The following is a 14,612-nucleotide window of genomic DNA, read 5'->3' on the forward strand; positions in this document are numbered from 1 at the left end:
ACTGTCAGCCCTTTATTTTGGGCGTTTTTTGGGTTTTCACTACCTCGTAGGGGTATGGCGAACTATATAGAATGTTGGTATTATTGTTGGTATTAGAGTTTATACACACTCTCAATACCAACAAAGGATAGCCTAATGCCCTTAACTCATACCGTCATCAATAAGCTACAACCTAGTAGCACCTCGATTGATACAAAGCGACCTGACAAGCATAGTGACGGTAACGGGCTGCAATTATGGGTGCGTTATACGGGCGTTAAGTCATGGATCAGCGCATACCGCTGGCAAGGTAAGCAGCAAACCCTCACTATTGGCACTTATCCAGTTATGAGCTTACAGAACGCAAGGCAGCGCAATATTGAGATCAAACGCTTAATAGCTGATGGTGTGAACCCTAAAGACCATAAAAAAGAGCAGCAAGCCAGCCAAGACGGTTTAAATATTTTCGATAACATAGCCCAGTCATGGTATAGCGAGCGCAAAACCTACCTAGCAGAAAGCACCTTTACCCGTAACTATTCCGCCTATATGCGCGATGTTCAGCCCTCTATTGGTCAAAAGAACATCAACGACATAACCGCGCCTGATATATTGGCTATTGGTAAAGCAGTAGAAAGCCGCGGAGCTAATGAAATGGCAAAGCGTACCATTAGAGAAGTAGGGCAGATATTCAAACATGCCATACGCAATGGACTAGCCACGCATAACCCAGCCACCGACCTAGCCGAAGCAATCAAACCACACAAAACTATCAACCATCACCGCATTACTAGCCAGCAACTGCCAAAGCTACTAACAGACATCAATGCTTATCAAGGTGATGTACTGGTGAAGCTAGGCTTATGGTTTTTATGCTATACGTTTGTGCGTACCAATGAATTACGCTTTATGGAATGGTCAGAGATTGACTACAAACATGGCTTATGGCGCATACCAGCTGATAAGATGAAAGCCAAGCGTTTACACATTGTACCGTTAGCACCGCAAGCAATGGCGATACTGGAGCAGATAAAAGAGCTAGGTTTTTCGGATCAGTACGTTTTCTTTAATACCTCAACTCGTAAGCCATACAGTCAAAGCGCATTTATTAATGCCCTATGGAATATGGGTTATAAAGGTAAAATGACAGGTCACGGCTTCCGTGGACTTGCCAGTACCACGCTACATGAAAAAGAGTTTATGCACGAAGCAATAGAGCTACAGCTAGCACATGACAGAGAAAACAAGATAAGCGCAGCATACAACGGAGCGCAGCACCTACCATACAGAATAGACATGATGAATGAATGGGCAAACTTCATTGACGATGCTTACGCTGGCAAACTAGACAACGTGATCCGTGCAGACTTCAAACAACACAAACAAAAGCTAGGCTAACACTTAGCGCTAACTATGCAAGGCTAGGACTAATTACCCGAACGACAGCTATTTACACACCCTTATGCTGTCATTGCCTTGCACCTATTTTGATTAAAGGGTGTAGGGGTGTGTATTGTGGGGTTAGCTGAAGCGATTACATTAAAAGACAATGCAGAACGAGAGAAGTATTTATCAGTTTTCGATGTTATAGACATTATAGGTAGCGATGATACAGAATTCGTTATCCATATAATGGATAGTTTAGGTCTGTTTTCTTTGACAGTATATGAATTAAATAGCTTAGACGCTTATAACCCTATTTACAAACCCATATCCAATAGTTATGAATTAAAGCAGAAAGTTAGAGATTATAGAAAGGCTTCACGACAATTTATTCATGAAGATAACAATTTTGATGAATATATTACATTACAACGTTGTTTGAAGAAAAATTTATGGTCAAGGTTTGACTTGTTAAAAATAGAGGAGATAGCTAAACATACCAGTCTAGTAGTTTGGAGTGATAGTAACGCTCTATATTCCATGTACAGTAATATGATAAACAGAAGAGATAGCGAATACTACGAATTACCGAAAAGTAGTCAGCAAGCCATAAAAGATTATATAAATTTAGGCATCTATCAGAGAGAACTGATAAACCTTGTAAGCTATAGCCCTGAGCAAATAATATGCCTAATGACCAATGATGATCCAACTCGTATCAATCGCGATGAAAAGTATCAGGTATATTGGGACATGGTAAGTAATGCAATAGATGCCAACGAATTAACACCGATCGATGAGGAAGAGAAGATCAAGGCTGAGCAAGTTAAAGTATGGCTAGCCAAATGTGGTTTTACTTATAAAAATTTTAATGCTGATTTAACAATAGAGCAATCAGTGCAAAACGAAGAACTACAAAAACGCGTAGTAGAATTTGAAAAAGAAGCAGCAAATGTAAAAGCTACTGGTAGTCTCTCGATGGGAACGTCCCCAGTTACGCAAGTTGATCCTAAAACGTTTGAACAGTTAAGCCAAGAACTGATAACCGCTAACATCAAAATAGCAGACCTCGATAGCCAGTTAGAAAAAGCTAAAGCCGAACTAGAAAACAAGCCGGCCGATGACTTAAATAAAGTGCCTCATCAATCATACAGAACTGTAGATAGAGTAATGTATGCAATGGCTCAACTGTCTAATCTAGATAATACAGAACCATATAGCCAAAATAACCCATCATTGAATGCTAGTATCACTACCATATTGCAAAATGACGGATTAACGCTTGAGTACCAAGCAGTAGGTAAATGGCTGTCACGCATTAACGATATAAAACCACTAAAGTAATCTATAGTAGATAACTTGCTATCTACGATTTAGACAAAGGACAAGGATTGTTTGATGAAAAAACTAATTGTAATTACTTTAGGATGTAGTCTGGCTATATTGTCTCATGCCCAACGCTACGACGTTTATGTTCATGACCAATCATGGCAACGGCATAACGATGCACCACCAAGGGCAACTGATGCAGTAATTGATACTAGTGATTGGAGTAAGAGTTTCAAAGAAGGTCAGGATATAAGAAAAGCATGGGACGCTCGAAAAGCTAGAAAACAGCATGAGAAAGCAATGCAGGAAATGAGCAGTCTTAATTTAAATGATAACGATGCTGTTATGGAATTTGCTAAGAAATATCCTGATAGTATTGATAGCTTAAAAAGTATGCTTCAACTGCATAAACAGCTCAATGATTGAAACTTAATATCTAATAATAGCAACCGTCTTAACAGGCGGTTCTTTTTATGAATGTAGATAGTAAGTAATCTACTATAGATAACTTGCTATCTACTGTAGAACCTCCGTAAAGCCCCACCACATATCATAGAACCATGTTGAAAGCCGTAGCACACCGTTACAGCTGACATGGAGATATAAACATGACACACCCAACCCAAAACACGCCAGTAATTGCTTTTACTGATAACACCTCGAACGATACCGAACCAACCACCGTAAACAGTTCAGCTATGCAACTGCCCACTACTGGCATGGGCAGAGCTAAGGACATTTTGCCGTTTCTACCTTTTAGCAAAACTACCTTGTTTGAATGGTCAAAAGATGGGCGTTTCCCAGCTGGCAGAAAGTTATCACCAACGATGACAGCATGGAGCTATGCAGACGTTCACAACTGGCTTAACAGTCACACCTCAAACACTAGCGAGGTGTAATCCATGAATACACGGCAAACAAAGCAGAAATATAAGCAGATCATTCTTAATCACATGCTGGCAGGTAAAAGCCTATCCACTTATGAAGCTTACGACCTCTATAACATAACGTGCTTTTTACAGCGTGTCAGTGAGCTAAGAGATCAAGGCATAGCTATTCAAGATGAATGGGTGAAGAATAACGGCAAACGCTTTAAACGCTACTGGATAGAGCAGCTACCCAATGCCATAAGCGGAGGTGAACAGTTATGAGCAACAATCATAAGGTTAAACTTGATCTAAAGTCTCACCACGGAGCATATACTGCCAAACGCGGATTACTACTTAGATTTACCATCTTTATGGCATGGGTAGTGTGTATTGGCTTACTACTACTGTTTGTCACATGCCAGCCCGTCATTACAAAACAGATTGCAAGTGACGATAACAGCCGTTACTATATATACCTCTCAAAAATCACTAGCGGACAAGCCAGCCGTTATTTATTGGCTTTTTTTGTGCCTGATAATAGCCCAGCCTCTCAAGCTGTCACTATGCCATCAAGCACTGCCCCAAATACGCATTTAAGCGTGACAAGGGGATATTCCCTCATATTTATAGCAAATCACTTGCTAACCGACTATGACGGGTTGACGCTGCAAAATACAATAGCCGCAAGGCGAATATGCGGGGCGGCTTCTAGTGATGCCGAGAGTAAGACCCGTCACCCTATACTTTTACTGTATAGCGTGGCATTAACTCATAAATCACTAGGAGGTAGCTGTCATGGCTAACTCAATTAGCACGACCTCAAACTCTCAAACCACTACCAATATCACACTAGCCAATCAAGCCATTAACGGTGCGCATGATGAGGGTTTGTCTGTTGTTCAAAGTAAACAGCGTAAATTTAACAAGTATAGAGCCATGCGCCAGCCTAACCAAACACAGGTAAGGGGGGCTGAATGACCACCACATCAACAAACACCCATGAAAAAGCCCACACATTTAGCGCAGGCTTTGAAATGATAAGTAGATTTGATGCAGCCACACGGCAAGGGCTAGCAGATGACAATGCACTATTAAATTTATATAACCTATGTGAGCAATTAGGCATACAAGATAAGTTATTGTGCATTGATGATAATATTACCATAACCACAGGCTTTGATACAGGAACTATAGCGCCCACGGCTGGCACAATAGGGCTAGTGTTGAGCAGCAACCAAGATGACCCCGTAACCCTTGCCAGCGTCACACCTAACAGCAATCAAAAGCCGTTAATAATTGACCGTATGCAGCCGTCTGCTTTAATCATTGGCACGTTAGACAGTGGTAATGAGGTCATAGCGATTGATAACCCACTAGAGGATGTTATAAAGCTTGCTCACTACTTCATAGCCGATAACGTTACGCTACTGGTAAGCCTTGATAAGCTGCTATTCAATAGCATGGTTAGTCACTTTGCCGAAGTTTATCCCGTGACTATCTTTACTACCTTAGATCAGAAAGACAAAGTTTGTAAGCCGTTCAAAGGTGAGAACGTTAAAGCCATTGTTACCAGTGATAGAAACGTCTTAGAGCATTTAGAATACGGCAATCTAAGCTATAGAGACATACTAGCCCTTGATGATACAGCCATACTAGATCTACAGGCTGAGATATGGGGCGAGCCTGAACCATTAGCCAATAGCCCAAACAAGCCCACGCCATACCCTATAGATGCGTTCACAGGCTTACTACAGCACGTTGTTAAGGCAGTCGCACACTACACGCAAGCACCGACAGCTATTGCAGGTCAGTGCGTTTTAGGGGCGTTGGCACACATGGGGCAACGGTTTATTGATGCACCGATGGGACACGGGCACATGCCGACCAGTTTAATATTAATCACAGAGGGCGAAAGTGGTAGCGGTAAGTCACAGGCTATGGGCTTAACTCACTTCAAAATACGTGAGTATGAAAAGCAGTTATATGCTGATTATCTTATTGAACTGTCATCATGGGAGAATGATAAGACAAGTCTAAAAGGTAAAGAGCTAGCCGACTTCTTAGAGTCCAACCCAAAGCCCCAAAACCCTAAGACCATGTTTAAAGAAGCGACCATCGAGCCGATACTCGATAAATTTATTGATGGTAGTATCAGTAATGCGTCATGGACGACAGACGAAGCAGCCCAGTTCTTTAATGGTCATACCATGAAAGGTGATACCGCAGGCAATGCTTTATCATCATTAACAACGCTATACAGTGATGGTGAAGTGTCCCGTTTGCGCTCGCAAAAGTCTGCCTATGCAACACCGCACACAGACGCTTACAACGTGCGTATGACGCTATTACTACAAGGACAGCGCGTTATCTTAGAACCAGCACTAGCCGACCCCGTGATGAATGGACAGGGGTTTTTAGCCCGTGCCTTAATTGCCTGTCCTGAAGATTTGCGCGGTCAAAGAGTATGGAACGATGAGCAGCGCAATAATGACAGCCCGTATGACAACCCTTACTTAATAGAATACTGGTCACGCTGTCAAAGCTTACTTGATCCATTACCAGCCAACCTACCCAGTGACAGCATAGGCGCACCGAAGCGCATTAAAATGCAATGGGCAGATAAACAGACTAGGCAAGTCTTTAGTGACTTCAAACAGGCGATAGAGGATAGGCAAGCACAGGGGCAGCCGTTGGAGTATCTAAAAGCATATGCGTCACGTATGGCGGAGAACGCGAGCCGTATCGCGTCATTAATGGCTTTCTTTGATGGACGCAATACGATCACTACTGATGATATTAAACGGGCGTTTATGCTTGTAGAATACTCTACCAGTGAACGCTTACGCTACCTTGATGCAACGCCTACAGGTGAGCAGAACGACAGTGAGAAGCTAAGCAGCTGGCTAGTGGATAAAGTGAGGGGTAAAAATCCACCTATCTTGAATAAGTCGTTTGTGTCACAAAATGCACCTAACTCTATTAGAGGTAAGAAGCTGAACGGCTTACTTGATGATCTAGAAAGCATGGGGCATGTTAGGTTAGAAAGTGAGGGGCGCAGGCGTTTAGTGTGCATTAATCCTAAACTAATTAATGAATAGCTAACCTTAGCTACCCCTAAAAAGCTGCTAAATTTGCTAAACTTTATCTAGCCCTTACCAGTCAAGGGCTTAATTTTAGGTGATGTGCTGCTAAGTATAGCTAAATTTGCTAATCTATCGCTAAACTTAGCCAAAACAGACGAACTATAGCAACTTTAGCGACCATTAGCAGGTAGTGAGCTAACCTACAAGACTTGACAACAAAGGCTTATGACCAACTTTAGCAACTATAGCGACTTTTTAATTGATTAAAAGAGCGCGCTTAACGCAAGGTGGGCGATGAGTAAATAGTAAAAATCGCCACTGGGGCGGTTAGAGAGAAGCTTGAGTAGTTATTCGCAAGTAATTAAAAGCCTTATTACTAGTAACAAATTTTTGGTTATGCGTAAGTAAAATTTAATATATCTTCGTATAGTTTCTTTAGGTCATCAGACTGAACAAACTTTAAAGGTATGTTAGTACGGTCTGCCATATATTTAACATTATTTGATGTTTTATTTATGTGCTTGATTATGTTTGTGTAATTCTCTTCGCTAATGTCACTATTATCAGGTGTGGGGCAATAGATAAAGAATCCGGCTCTGCTTTTTCCTCCCGATATCTCACATGCTGTTTGTAGGTTCATGGCGCCAAGCGTATCTAGGTTATATCCTAAATAAGCTTCTGGAATGAAGTCTGCTGATACCAACGTACCAAAAAAGTTGTTTTTGAAAATATCCCCATGTTTCCAAATAGGCATATTTATCTCAACTTTGCTATCACCGCCAATAATAAAAGGATCTTCACGCAAGATATCCTTGAAGCCTTCTGGGTTGGCTTTGCGTAAATCTTTGAATAATTTTTTACGTAAAGAGTCGGTATTTATTGATTGACGTTGGGTTGATTGAATCTCCATATGATCGCAAATCAAATTAATATACTGTCCATACAAGCTAGATAGTATTTGGTCAATAGTTAAGCCTTGAGTAAATAAGGGTGCGGAATAACTCAAATGAGGTGAAGCAATAACAGTATCGCCCAATTTCTCAGCAATATCTTTTGCATAGTTAAGCATGTTCTGAACTTGGGCTGCGCCTTCTTTGCCGTATAAGCATTCAAAGGCCTTCGCATTTTTCAACATACGAACATGACGATTATCTTCACTGTCGTGAAATACGATGCCAATATTAAAAGTTTCCTGAGCAATTAAGTTTGGAGTAAATTTAATTACTTGGTAATGGCCAGCTACCCTATGCTGTTCGGTATTTTCTAGTAAACTCTTCCAGCTCATCACTAACTACCCCAGTAAACCATAACGATTGCTTATTAATTCGTTCACATTATCCGTTCGCCATTGTAAGAAACTCAAGAAAGATTGCCAATCTTTTTTATTATCAGTGGCAAAGTGATCTATCCAGAACTTCATCTCAGGTAATAAGTGTTGATGTGACAAGAAATAATCTTCAGCAACAGATATGAAGCGGTTACCTTTCCTGACATCAGACTCTATCTCATTTTGATTAATTGAAGCAAGCTGGTTTGAGTAATTGAGTTGAGGCTGGAGGGAGCTGTAATTCCAGTTTGGATTATTGTTATCCTCAGTCGCTAGAAACCCATTGTCGATCAAGCAAAAAAGATTATCTCCCGTATGAATAAGGTTGCGCGGATAACGGTCAGTATTCGCTATTACCTCATCAAACACAACAGCCTTATTAAAGTCTTTCCATTTAAGTATTTGATTGCGCAGCCAGTCATTTAAGGTATGAAACTCGTAGTGTGTGCTAGTAGCAGCCGTGGTAAAAAAAGCAGGTAATGTTTCTTCTTGATCAACATATTCCCGCATCTCTTTGGTAAGCAACTGATAAAAAGGACGCAGCATTTTAGTTGGTACTAATGCAACTCCTGCAAATTCTGGCTGAGGTATATTTGAAATTGTGCCATATAAATAACCAAGAATCTCATTGAGCAAACCACGATTGCCTTCCTTTAGCGAATAAAATTTAAAATACACAGAATGAGGCTGATTGTTTAGAAGTAAGCTACCCATTAATACGTTGCTAATAGGGTCATTTTTTTTAGTTTGAATAATACGTTCTATATCGCACGGCATAACAAGCTTTAGTATTCTTTTCATAACAACATCCTATGATTAGTTGATCATCTCAACTTTTTCTTATGCTCTTAAAGAAGACTGTTTTGAATTATTGTCATTAGAGAGTCTAAATTATCCCAGCCCGCATCCACAATTCTTGTTGTCAGGTGTTTTATACTCTCAGCGGGCAGCTCTCGAAGCGCGTCAATCATTGTCTGTTTACGTTCAGTTGGTAGATTAGAGGACAGAATCATAGACTCTAGGATTGTCCTAAACTGTTCGGCTTCAAACTTAATAGTCACTACACCTAAGATGGCTGATAGCCCGCCATCATCTGCAAGAAAGTCCATGCCTATATGAGTGATAGAAGCCAAATGGGGTTGGAAAGATTCACCTTGCATAGACGGCGATACAAGCAGGCTCTTTTCAGAAATGAGTTTATGATCTTTTAGGTAAGCCAAGTTGGCGATGAACTTATAGTAATCATCACTTCCGTAATCATATTTTTCACTAACGTTCACTGATGAGGGGTAGGTTTCACTTAATTCAGTCAAAATAGTCAACTGCATTTCTCTATCTAACAGCATAATCACGTCCTTATATTAGTCTCAATCCAAAGGCCTCAGGTTACACATACCTTCAGCCTATCTCTCTAGCCTCATCCAAGTCACCACCTTTCTTACTTGTATTACTCATAGTTTGATAAACCACATGCTAATCGTTGTTAGCAAACAGCTAAATATTAGTCAACTTTAACCGATTAGTAAGCTTTGAGCAATATCGGCAAGCAACTATAAGCTACAACACACTGTAGATTGCAGTATTATATGCACAACAGGTAATAATAAGCTTTAGATTTTGTTCTAATTTCAGATCTAGTCAAAGAACTATCATTGGAATTTGACCATAATAAATATGGTTGATGCTCGCACTCCTGACAGAGGGTGCTAGTTTTCGGACACGTTAGAGAGTGAGCTGTAAATCGAGATTGAACAGGCAGACCAATGAACACCGCCACCATTCACACGCACAAGAAAAAAACCGTTTCAAACAGAAGTTAAAAAGACTTTCGCGACAAGTAACGTAAGCGCGTGACTTACAGACACTATGAGTAGGTTAATGCCATGTTAAAAAGTTAAAGCATGACTTTTATTAATCATCCTAAGGTATGGTTCATAAAGTGGATAAATATAGGTGGATAGATGAATAAGTTAATCTTTATGATCTTACTATCATTGACAGCTTGCCAATATGAAGAGCAGTAAATATTACTCTTCATATTTTTTGCATAGATGGAAACAAATATTAGAGACATACATATAGTAGAGATAACCAATCATAGTCAATTTTTCGTCATTTTTCGTCACCCCTAGACCTACTATTTCGTACATAGTCTTTATCATTTAGGTACACTTACATTGTCTGCCTTTTTGTATAACTGATACTCCTATCATTATTATAATGGACTGAAACCCATAGCCCAAAACTCGACAAAATATAACTGTATTGTTGTATTATGATGACATATAAGAACAGGGGTCTAATCTATGACGCATTTTAGCGCACTGAATCATTATGTAGCAGACTTGCCAGCCGATAGCCAACAAGCGATCAATAATAAATCTAAGATATTAATCCAGTCTATTGAGCTTGCCAAACTACGCAAAGCCAAACAGTTAAAACAGACCGAGCTTGCCGTCATTATGGGTGTGTCACAAGCCAGTATATCAAAGGTAGAAAGCGGTAAGGATATTCAGCTATCGACTTTGCAAAACTATGTCAGAGCGTTAGGTGGCGAGGTGAGTATTATCGCTAAGATGCCAAACAGTGATGTCATATTGATATAGTACTCTGACTCTATAGGTTAACCCTCACAACTTTTCGATCTTATTTAAAATTTCATAATCCAACCCATCTATTTATCAGTAAAACTTAGGGATATCTATGTCAGATAGCAATCACCATCACATTAGCGATTACCTCAATAAAGTAGCATCAAGGGTCAAGCAGGGGGGTGCCTCAGAGCATACCTTCCGCACACACTTAGAAGTTTTAATTAATGCTTTAGTACCTGATGTAGTAGTGACCAATGAGCCAAAACAAGCAACGGAATGCGGTAACCCTGACTATTTAGTTAGTAAAGAAAGTATCCCTATTGGCTTCATTGAGGCTAAAGACGTTGGCAAAGATTTAGGTTCTAAACTGTATATAGAACAGTTTGATCGCTATAAGGCAGCACTTGATAATTTAATCATTACTGATTACACAGTATTTGAATTTTACGAGTATGGAGAGCTAATAAATACTGTTCGCTTGGCTTATATCACAGAAGCCGATGAAAACTATCAGAATTCTTTAGTAGGTAATGAGTATTGTGAAGAAAATTATAGTTCCTTTATTGAAGCACTAAAAAAGTTCTGTGGTTATAAAGGTCAAACCATTAAATCAGCTCAACGCCTTGCGATTATGATGGCAGGTAAAGCGAGACTACTTGAAAACATACTGCACCAAGCATTAACGAGCGATGAGGATTCAGACGATAATTCAGATTTACGTGATCAGTTCAATACTTTTAAGAACGTGCTTATTCATGATCTAACGCCAAAAGCATTTGCTGATATTTACGCGCAGACACTTGCTTACGGTATGTTTGCTGCACGTTTGAATGACGACACCTTAGACACTTTTAGCCGCCAAGAAGCGGCGGAGCTGATACCTAAGACCAATCCATTCTTACGAAAACTATTCTCTCACGTCGCTGGCGTCGATATTGATGACCGTATCAAGCTAACTGTAGATAACTTAGCTGATGTATTTAGAGCAACTGATGTCGCGGCTATTCTTCAAAACTTCGGTAAGACCACTCAAACACAAGACCCGATTATTCACTTTTATGAGACTTTTTTAAAAAAATACGATCCTGAACTACGTAAAGGTGCAGGTGTTTATTACACGCCTAAACCAGTAGTGCAGTTTATCGTGCGTGCCGTGGACGATATATTGAAGTCTGAGTTTGATTTGCCCGAAGGTATTGCTGATACCAGTAAGATTGAGATAGACAAAGAAACGCAAACACCCGATAGTCGTACCAAATCAGGCTATAAGACCGTAAAAGAGCTAGTGCATAAAGTACAAATCATTGATCCAGCGACTGGTACAGGGACATTTTTAGCCACTATTATTCATTATATATTCCACAGTAAGTTTGAGAACATGGGTGGTATGTGGAGCAGTTATGCTGAACAAGATCTATTGCCTCGCTTACATGGCTTTGAGTTGCTTATGGCGAGCTACGCAATCGCGCATCTCAAGCTAGATATGCTATTGACTGAGACAGGGTATCAACCGGTTAAGCCCAAGCGTCTGCAAGTCTATCTGACCAACTCATTAGAGGAACATAACCCCGATACAGGGACAATATTTGCTGGCTGGCTGTCTGCTGAGGCGAACGAAGCCAGTGCTATCAAGCGTGATGCACCGGTGATGGTAGTGATGGGTAATCCGCCTTATAGTGGTGTATCTCAAAATAACGGTAAATGGATTTCAAATTTAATCGAAGAGTATAAATATATAGACGGTAAGCATTTTAATGAACGTAAGCATTGGCTAAACGATGATTACGTAAAATTTATACGCTATGGTCAGCGTTTTGTTGAGAAGAATGGTGAAGGTATTTTAGCTTTTATCAATCCACATGGGTTTTTGGATAATCCAACTTTCCGCGGTATGCGTTGGAATTTGTTAAAAACATTCGATAAAATCTACACCATTGATTTGCATGGCAACAGTAATAGACATGAAGTTTGTCCAGACGGGAGTATAGACGAAAATGTTTTTGATATTATGCAAGGTGTAGCAATCACTATATTTGTTAAAAGTGGAAAAAAATCAGATAAAGAACTAGGGGAAATTTATCACTATGACCTATATGGTAAGAGAGATACAAAATACACCTTCTTAGAAGAACACTCCTTAAGTGAAATCTCTTTTAAGTCAATCTCTTATAGTAAACCTAATTTTTTCTTTAATCCTAAAGATGAAAAAGGAAGATATGAGTACGAATTATATTTTAAGCTAGATGAGCTATTTCCACAGGTTTCTAGTGGCATTGTTACTATGGGGGATAACTTCATAATTGATGAAAAAGAAGAAAAGCTAATAAATCGAATTTCTGATTTTTTAAATAACGAATACACTGATGTGCAACTAAAAAATAAGTATGGCTTAGGGAAAAATTATCCTAAGTGGATTAATGATAATAAGGCTGAAATAAGCAAAATTGAAAAGAAAGCAACTGTTATAAGCTTTAGACCTTTTGATAATAGATTTACTGTATTTGATAACAAGCTTCTATGGAGATGGCGTTACGAGGTAATGTCTCAGATTATAAATAAAGACAACCTATCGCTTTTAGTTACTAAAGCGCATAGAGATAGTAGCTTTGCACATTCATTTATAACCAATAAAATATCAGAAGCGATATACTTATCTTCTAAGAGTGGTTCAAATGCTATGAACCTTCCACTATACCTATATCCAGAAGAAGGCAGCTCAACCCGAATACCAAACCTTGACCCTAAAATCGTGGCAGACATTGCCAAAGCAATTGGCTTAAGATTTACTAATGAAAAGGAAGATACCGCTGGCACGTTTGCCCCGATAGATATTCTTGACTATATCTATGCTGTATTGCACAGCCCGACATACCGTGAGACTTATAAAGAGTTTCTTAAAATTGACTTCCCACGCGTGCCATATCCTAGCGATGCCGTTACTTTTTGGCAGCTAGTGTCGCTAGGTGGCGAGCTACGTCAAATTCACTTGTTAGAATCACCAAAGCTTGCCACACAGATTAAGGCGCTAAGTCTTGGCTATCCAATATCAGGGGATAATAGTGTTACGCGTAAGATGATCAAGGCTAGCGTTGGTTTTGAGCCTGACGAAGTAGATAGCAGCATTGGTAAAGTTTGGCTTAACGATACTCAGTATTTTACCAATGTGCCACGAGTCGCATGGGAATTCTATATCGGTGGTTATCAGCCCGCGCAAAAATGGCTAAAAGACCGCCGTGAGCGTACGCTAGACCATCATGATATTAAGCATTATCTGAATATCATCGCGTCACTTAGCCTAACAAATGAGCTGGTGCAACAGATTGATAATATCAACGTGGTGGGTTAAATCGGTCTAACGATAAAATTACGTTAAGATAAAGTAATCAGGGTTAAGCGTTTGCCTTTTTTTGTGGCTGGCAAGTATGATTGCACTACCAAACTGTCCGCCCTGACTGAATCCAGCACGTACAGCTGATGCAATTATGACTTGGCTATACTTCAATAACTACAAGGTGAGTTACTTGCGCGGTAAACTCATCAAAAACGCAAGGTAATCACAGTTAGAAATACGCGAAATGTGCGCTTTTATGAGTGTGAAAACGTGTGTTTGTGCGCATAAAAGCGCACATATTGTTCAGTTCAAATTACATAGGGGATCATATTTCGCTCGTTCTCGCGCGCGCCTTGATACTTATTGAGCGAAGAAATATACCGTAATATGGACGTTACAGGGTTATACAGGCAACACGCACAAAAAATGCGCGATAAACGCTTAACTTTTAACGACATGGTGAGCGAAGTTAAATATATCGAGCGAAATTAAGCGTGACGTCAAGTAACAGCACATCAGCGCAATAAGTTACAAATAATATATAAGTAAAATAGTCAGTATTCAACAACAGCTAAAACTAAAATCTATTGTTGGTATTATGGTTGGTATCGTCTATTTTGAAAATATTAATAACTTTTATTATCAATTATTTATAAGTATAGTTTAGTTTCCGCCATCTCCACCAAACACTGATAAAGGGCTGACCGTCATAGACTG

General features: G+C 39.7%; 13 protein-coding genes. 10 read left to right on the forward strand and 3 right to left on the reverse strand.

From position 1 onward, the window contains the following. Positions 1–135 precede the first annotated feature (135 nt). The 8 genes from DXK30_RS05575 (at position 136) to DXK30_RS05610 (ending at position 6,658) form a co-directional block, all read left to right on the forward strand. Positions 136–1,377: a tyrosine-type recombinase/integrase gene (locus tag DXK30_RS05575; protein WP_114700851.1), complete on the forward strand. Its 1,242-nt coding sequence runs from the start codon at positions 136–138 to the stop codon at positions 1,375–1,377. A 117-nt stretch (positions 1,378–1,494) separates the two neighbouring features. Continuing rightward, complete coding sequence (locus tag DXK30_RS05580) at positions 1,495–2,706, forward strand: hypothetical protein (protein WP_162799513.1); 1,212 nt, start codon at positions 1,495–1,497, stop codon at positions 2,704–2,706. 54 nt (positions 2,707–2,760) lie between these two features. Then, on the forward strand, positions 2,761–3,117 hold the full coding sequence (locus tag DXK30_RS05585; RefSeq protein WP_114700853.1) for a hypothetical protein: 357 nt from the start codon (positions 2,761–2,763) through the stop codon (positions 3,115–3,117). Positions 3,118–3,299: 182 nt separating this feature from the next. Next, on the forward strand, positions 3,300–3,590 hold the full coding sequence (locus DXK30_RS05590) for a helix-turn-helix transcriptional regulator (protein ID WP_227670760.1): 291 nt from the start codon (positions 3,300–3,302) through the stop codon (positions 3,588–3,590). 3 nt (positions 3,591–3,593) lie between these two features. Next, on the forward strand, positions 3,594–3,842 hold the full coding sequence (locus DXK30_RS05595) for a helix-turn-helix domain-containing protein (protein WP_114700854.1): 249 nt from the start codon (positions 3,594–3,596) through the stop codon (positions 3,840–3,842). Continuing rightward, the gene (locus tag DXK30_RS05600) at positions 3,839–4,363 is read left to right on the forward strand and encodes a hypothetical protein (protein ID WP_114700855.1); all 525 of its coding nucleotides are present in this window, start codon (positions 3,839–3,841) and stop codon (positions 4,361–4,363) included. The genes DXK30_RS05595 and DXK30_RS05600 overlap by 4 nt, the downstream gene beginning before the upstream one ends. After that, positions 4,356–4,538, forward strand: coding sequence for a hypothetical protein (locus tag DXK30_RS05605; RefSeq protein ID WP_114700856.1), 183 nt, complete (start codon positions 4,356–4,358; stop codon positions 4,536–4,538). The genes DXK30_RS05600 and DXK30_RS05605 overlap by 8 nt, the downstream gene beginning before the upstream one ends. Further along, positions 4,535–6,658, forward strand: coding sequence for a DUF3987 domain-containing protein (locus tag DXK30_RS05610; protein ID WP_114700857.1), 2,124 nt, complete (start codon positions 4,535–4,537; stop codon positions 6,656–6,658). Before DXK30_RS05605 ends, DXK30_RS05610 begins: the two co-directional genes overlap by 4 nt. 379 nt (positions 6,659–7,037) lie before the next feature. On the opposite strand, the gene DXK30_RS05615 is transcribed toward DXK30_RS05610, so the two are convergent. Genes DXK30_RS05615 through DXK30_RS05625 form a run of 3 tightly spaced genes read right to left on the reverse strand, consistent with a single transcriptional unit; the run spans position 7,038 to position 9,316 of the window. Continuing rightward, on the reverse strand, positions 7,038–7,928 hold the full coding sequence (locus DXK30_RS05615) for a DUF3037 domain-containing protein (RefSeq protein WP_114700858.1): 891 nt from the start codon (positions 7,926–7,928) through the stop codon (positions 7,038–7,040). 6 nt (positions 7,929–7,934) lie between these two features. Continuing rightward, positions 7,935–8,771 carry a hypothetical protein gene (locus DXK30_RS05620; protein ID WP_114700859.1) on the reverse strand — a complete coding sequence of 279 codons (837 nt, stop codon included), beginning with the start codon at positions 8,769–8,771 and terminating at the stop codon, positions 7,935–7,937. 47 nt (positions 8,772–8,818) lie between these two features. Further along, entirely contained in the window at positions 8,819–9,316 is a 498-nt protein-coding gene (locus DXK30_RS05625) for a hypothetical protein (protein WP_114700860.1), read from the reverse strand. Between the two features lie 960 nt (positions 9,317–10,276). Here DXK30_RS05625 and DXK30_RS05630 point away from each other — a divergent pair. Further along, positions 10,277–10,576 carry a helix-turn-helix domain-containing protein gene (locus DXK30_RS05630; RefSeq protein ID WP_114700861.1) on the forward strand — a complete coding sequence of 100 codons (300 nt, stop codon included), beginning with the start codon at positions 10,277–10,279 and terminating at the stop codon, positions 10,574–10,576. Between the two features lie 97 nt (positions 10,577–10,673). Further along, on the forward strand, positions 10,674–13,910 hold the full coding sequence (locus tag DXK30_RS05635; RefSeq protein ID WP_114700862.1) for a type ISP restriction/modification enzyme: 3,237 nt from the start codon (positions 10,674–10,676) through the stop codon (positions 13,908–13,910). The last annotated feature ends 702 nt before the right edge of the window (positions 13,911–14,612 follow it).

The organism is Psychrobacter proteolyticus, assembly GCF_003350005.1.
Lineage (GTDB): Bacteria > Pseudomonadota > Gammaproteobacteria > Pseudomonadales > Moraxellaceae > Psychrobacter > Psychrobacter proteolyticus.

Coding starts and splice junctions, on each gene's coding strand:
- DXK30_RS05615 (WP_114700858.1), bottom strand. CDS start 7,928: ATGAGCTGGAAGAGTTTACTAGAAAATACCGAACAGCATAGGGTAGCT.
- DXK30_RS05625 (WP_114700860.1), bottom strand. CDS start 9,316: ATGCTGTTAGATAGAGAAATGCAGTTGACTATTTTGACTGAATTAAGT.
- DXK30_RS05585 (WP_114700853.1), top strand. CDS start 2,761: ATGAAAAAACTAATTGTAATTACTTTAGGATGTAGTCTGGCTATATTG.
- DXK30_RS05605 (WP_114700856.1), top strand. CDS start 4,356: ATGGCTAACTCAATTAGCACGACCTCAAACTCTCAAACCACTACCAAT.
- DXK30_RS05610 (WP_114700857.1), top strand. CDS start 4,535: ATGACCACCACATCAACAAACACCCATGAAAAAGCCCACACATTTAGC.
- DXK30_RS05630 (WP_114700861.1), top strand. CDS start 10,277: ATGACGCATTTTAGCGCACTGAATCATTATGTAGCAGACTTGCCAGCC.
- DXK30_RS05600 (WP_114700855.1), top strand. CDS start 3,839: ATGAGCAACAATCATAAGGTTAAACTTGATCTAAAGTCTCACCACGGA.
- DXK30_RS05590 (WP_227670760.1), top strand. CDS start 3,300: ATGACACACCCAACCCAAAACACGCCAGTAATTGCTTTTACTGATAAC.
- DXK30_RS05595 (WP_114700854.1), top strand. CDS start 3,594: ATGAATACACGGCAAACAAAGCAGAAATATAAGCAGATCATTCTTAAT.
- DXK30_RS05575 (WP_114700851.1), top strand. CDS start 136: ATGCCCTTAACTCATACCGTCATCAATAAGCTACAACCTAGTAGCACC.
- DXK30_RS05635 (WP_114700862.1), top strand. CDS start 10,674: ATGTCAGATAGCAATCACCATCACATTAGCGATTACCTCAATAAAGTA.
- DXK30_RS05620 (WP_114700859.1), bottom strand. CDS start 8,771: ATGAAAAGAATACTAAAGCTTGTTATGCCGTGCGATATAGAACGTATT.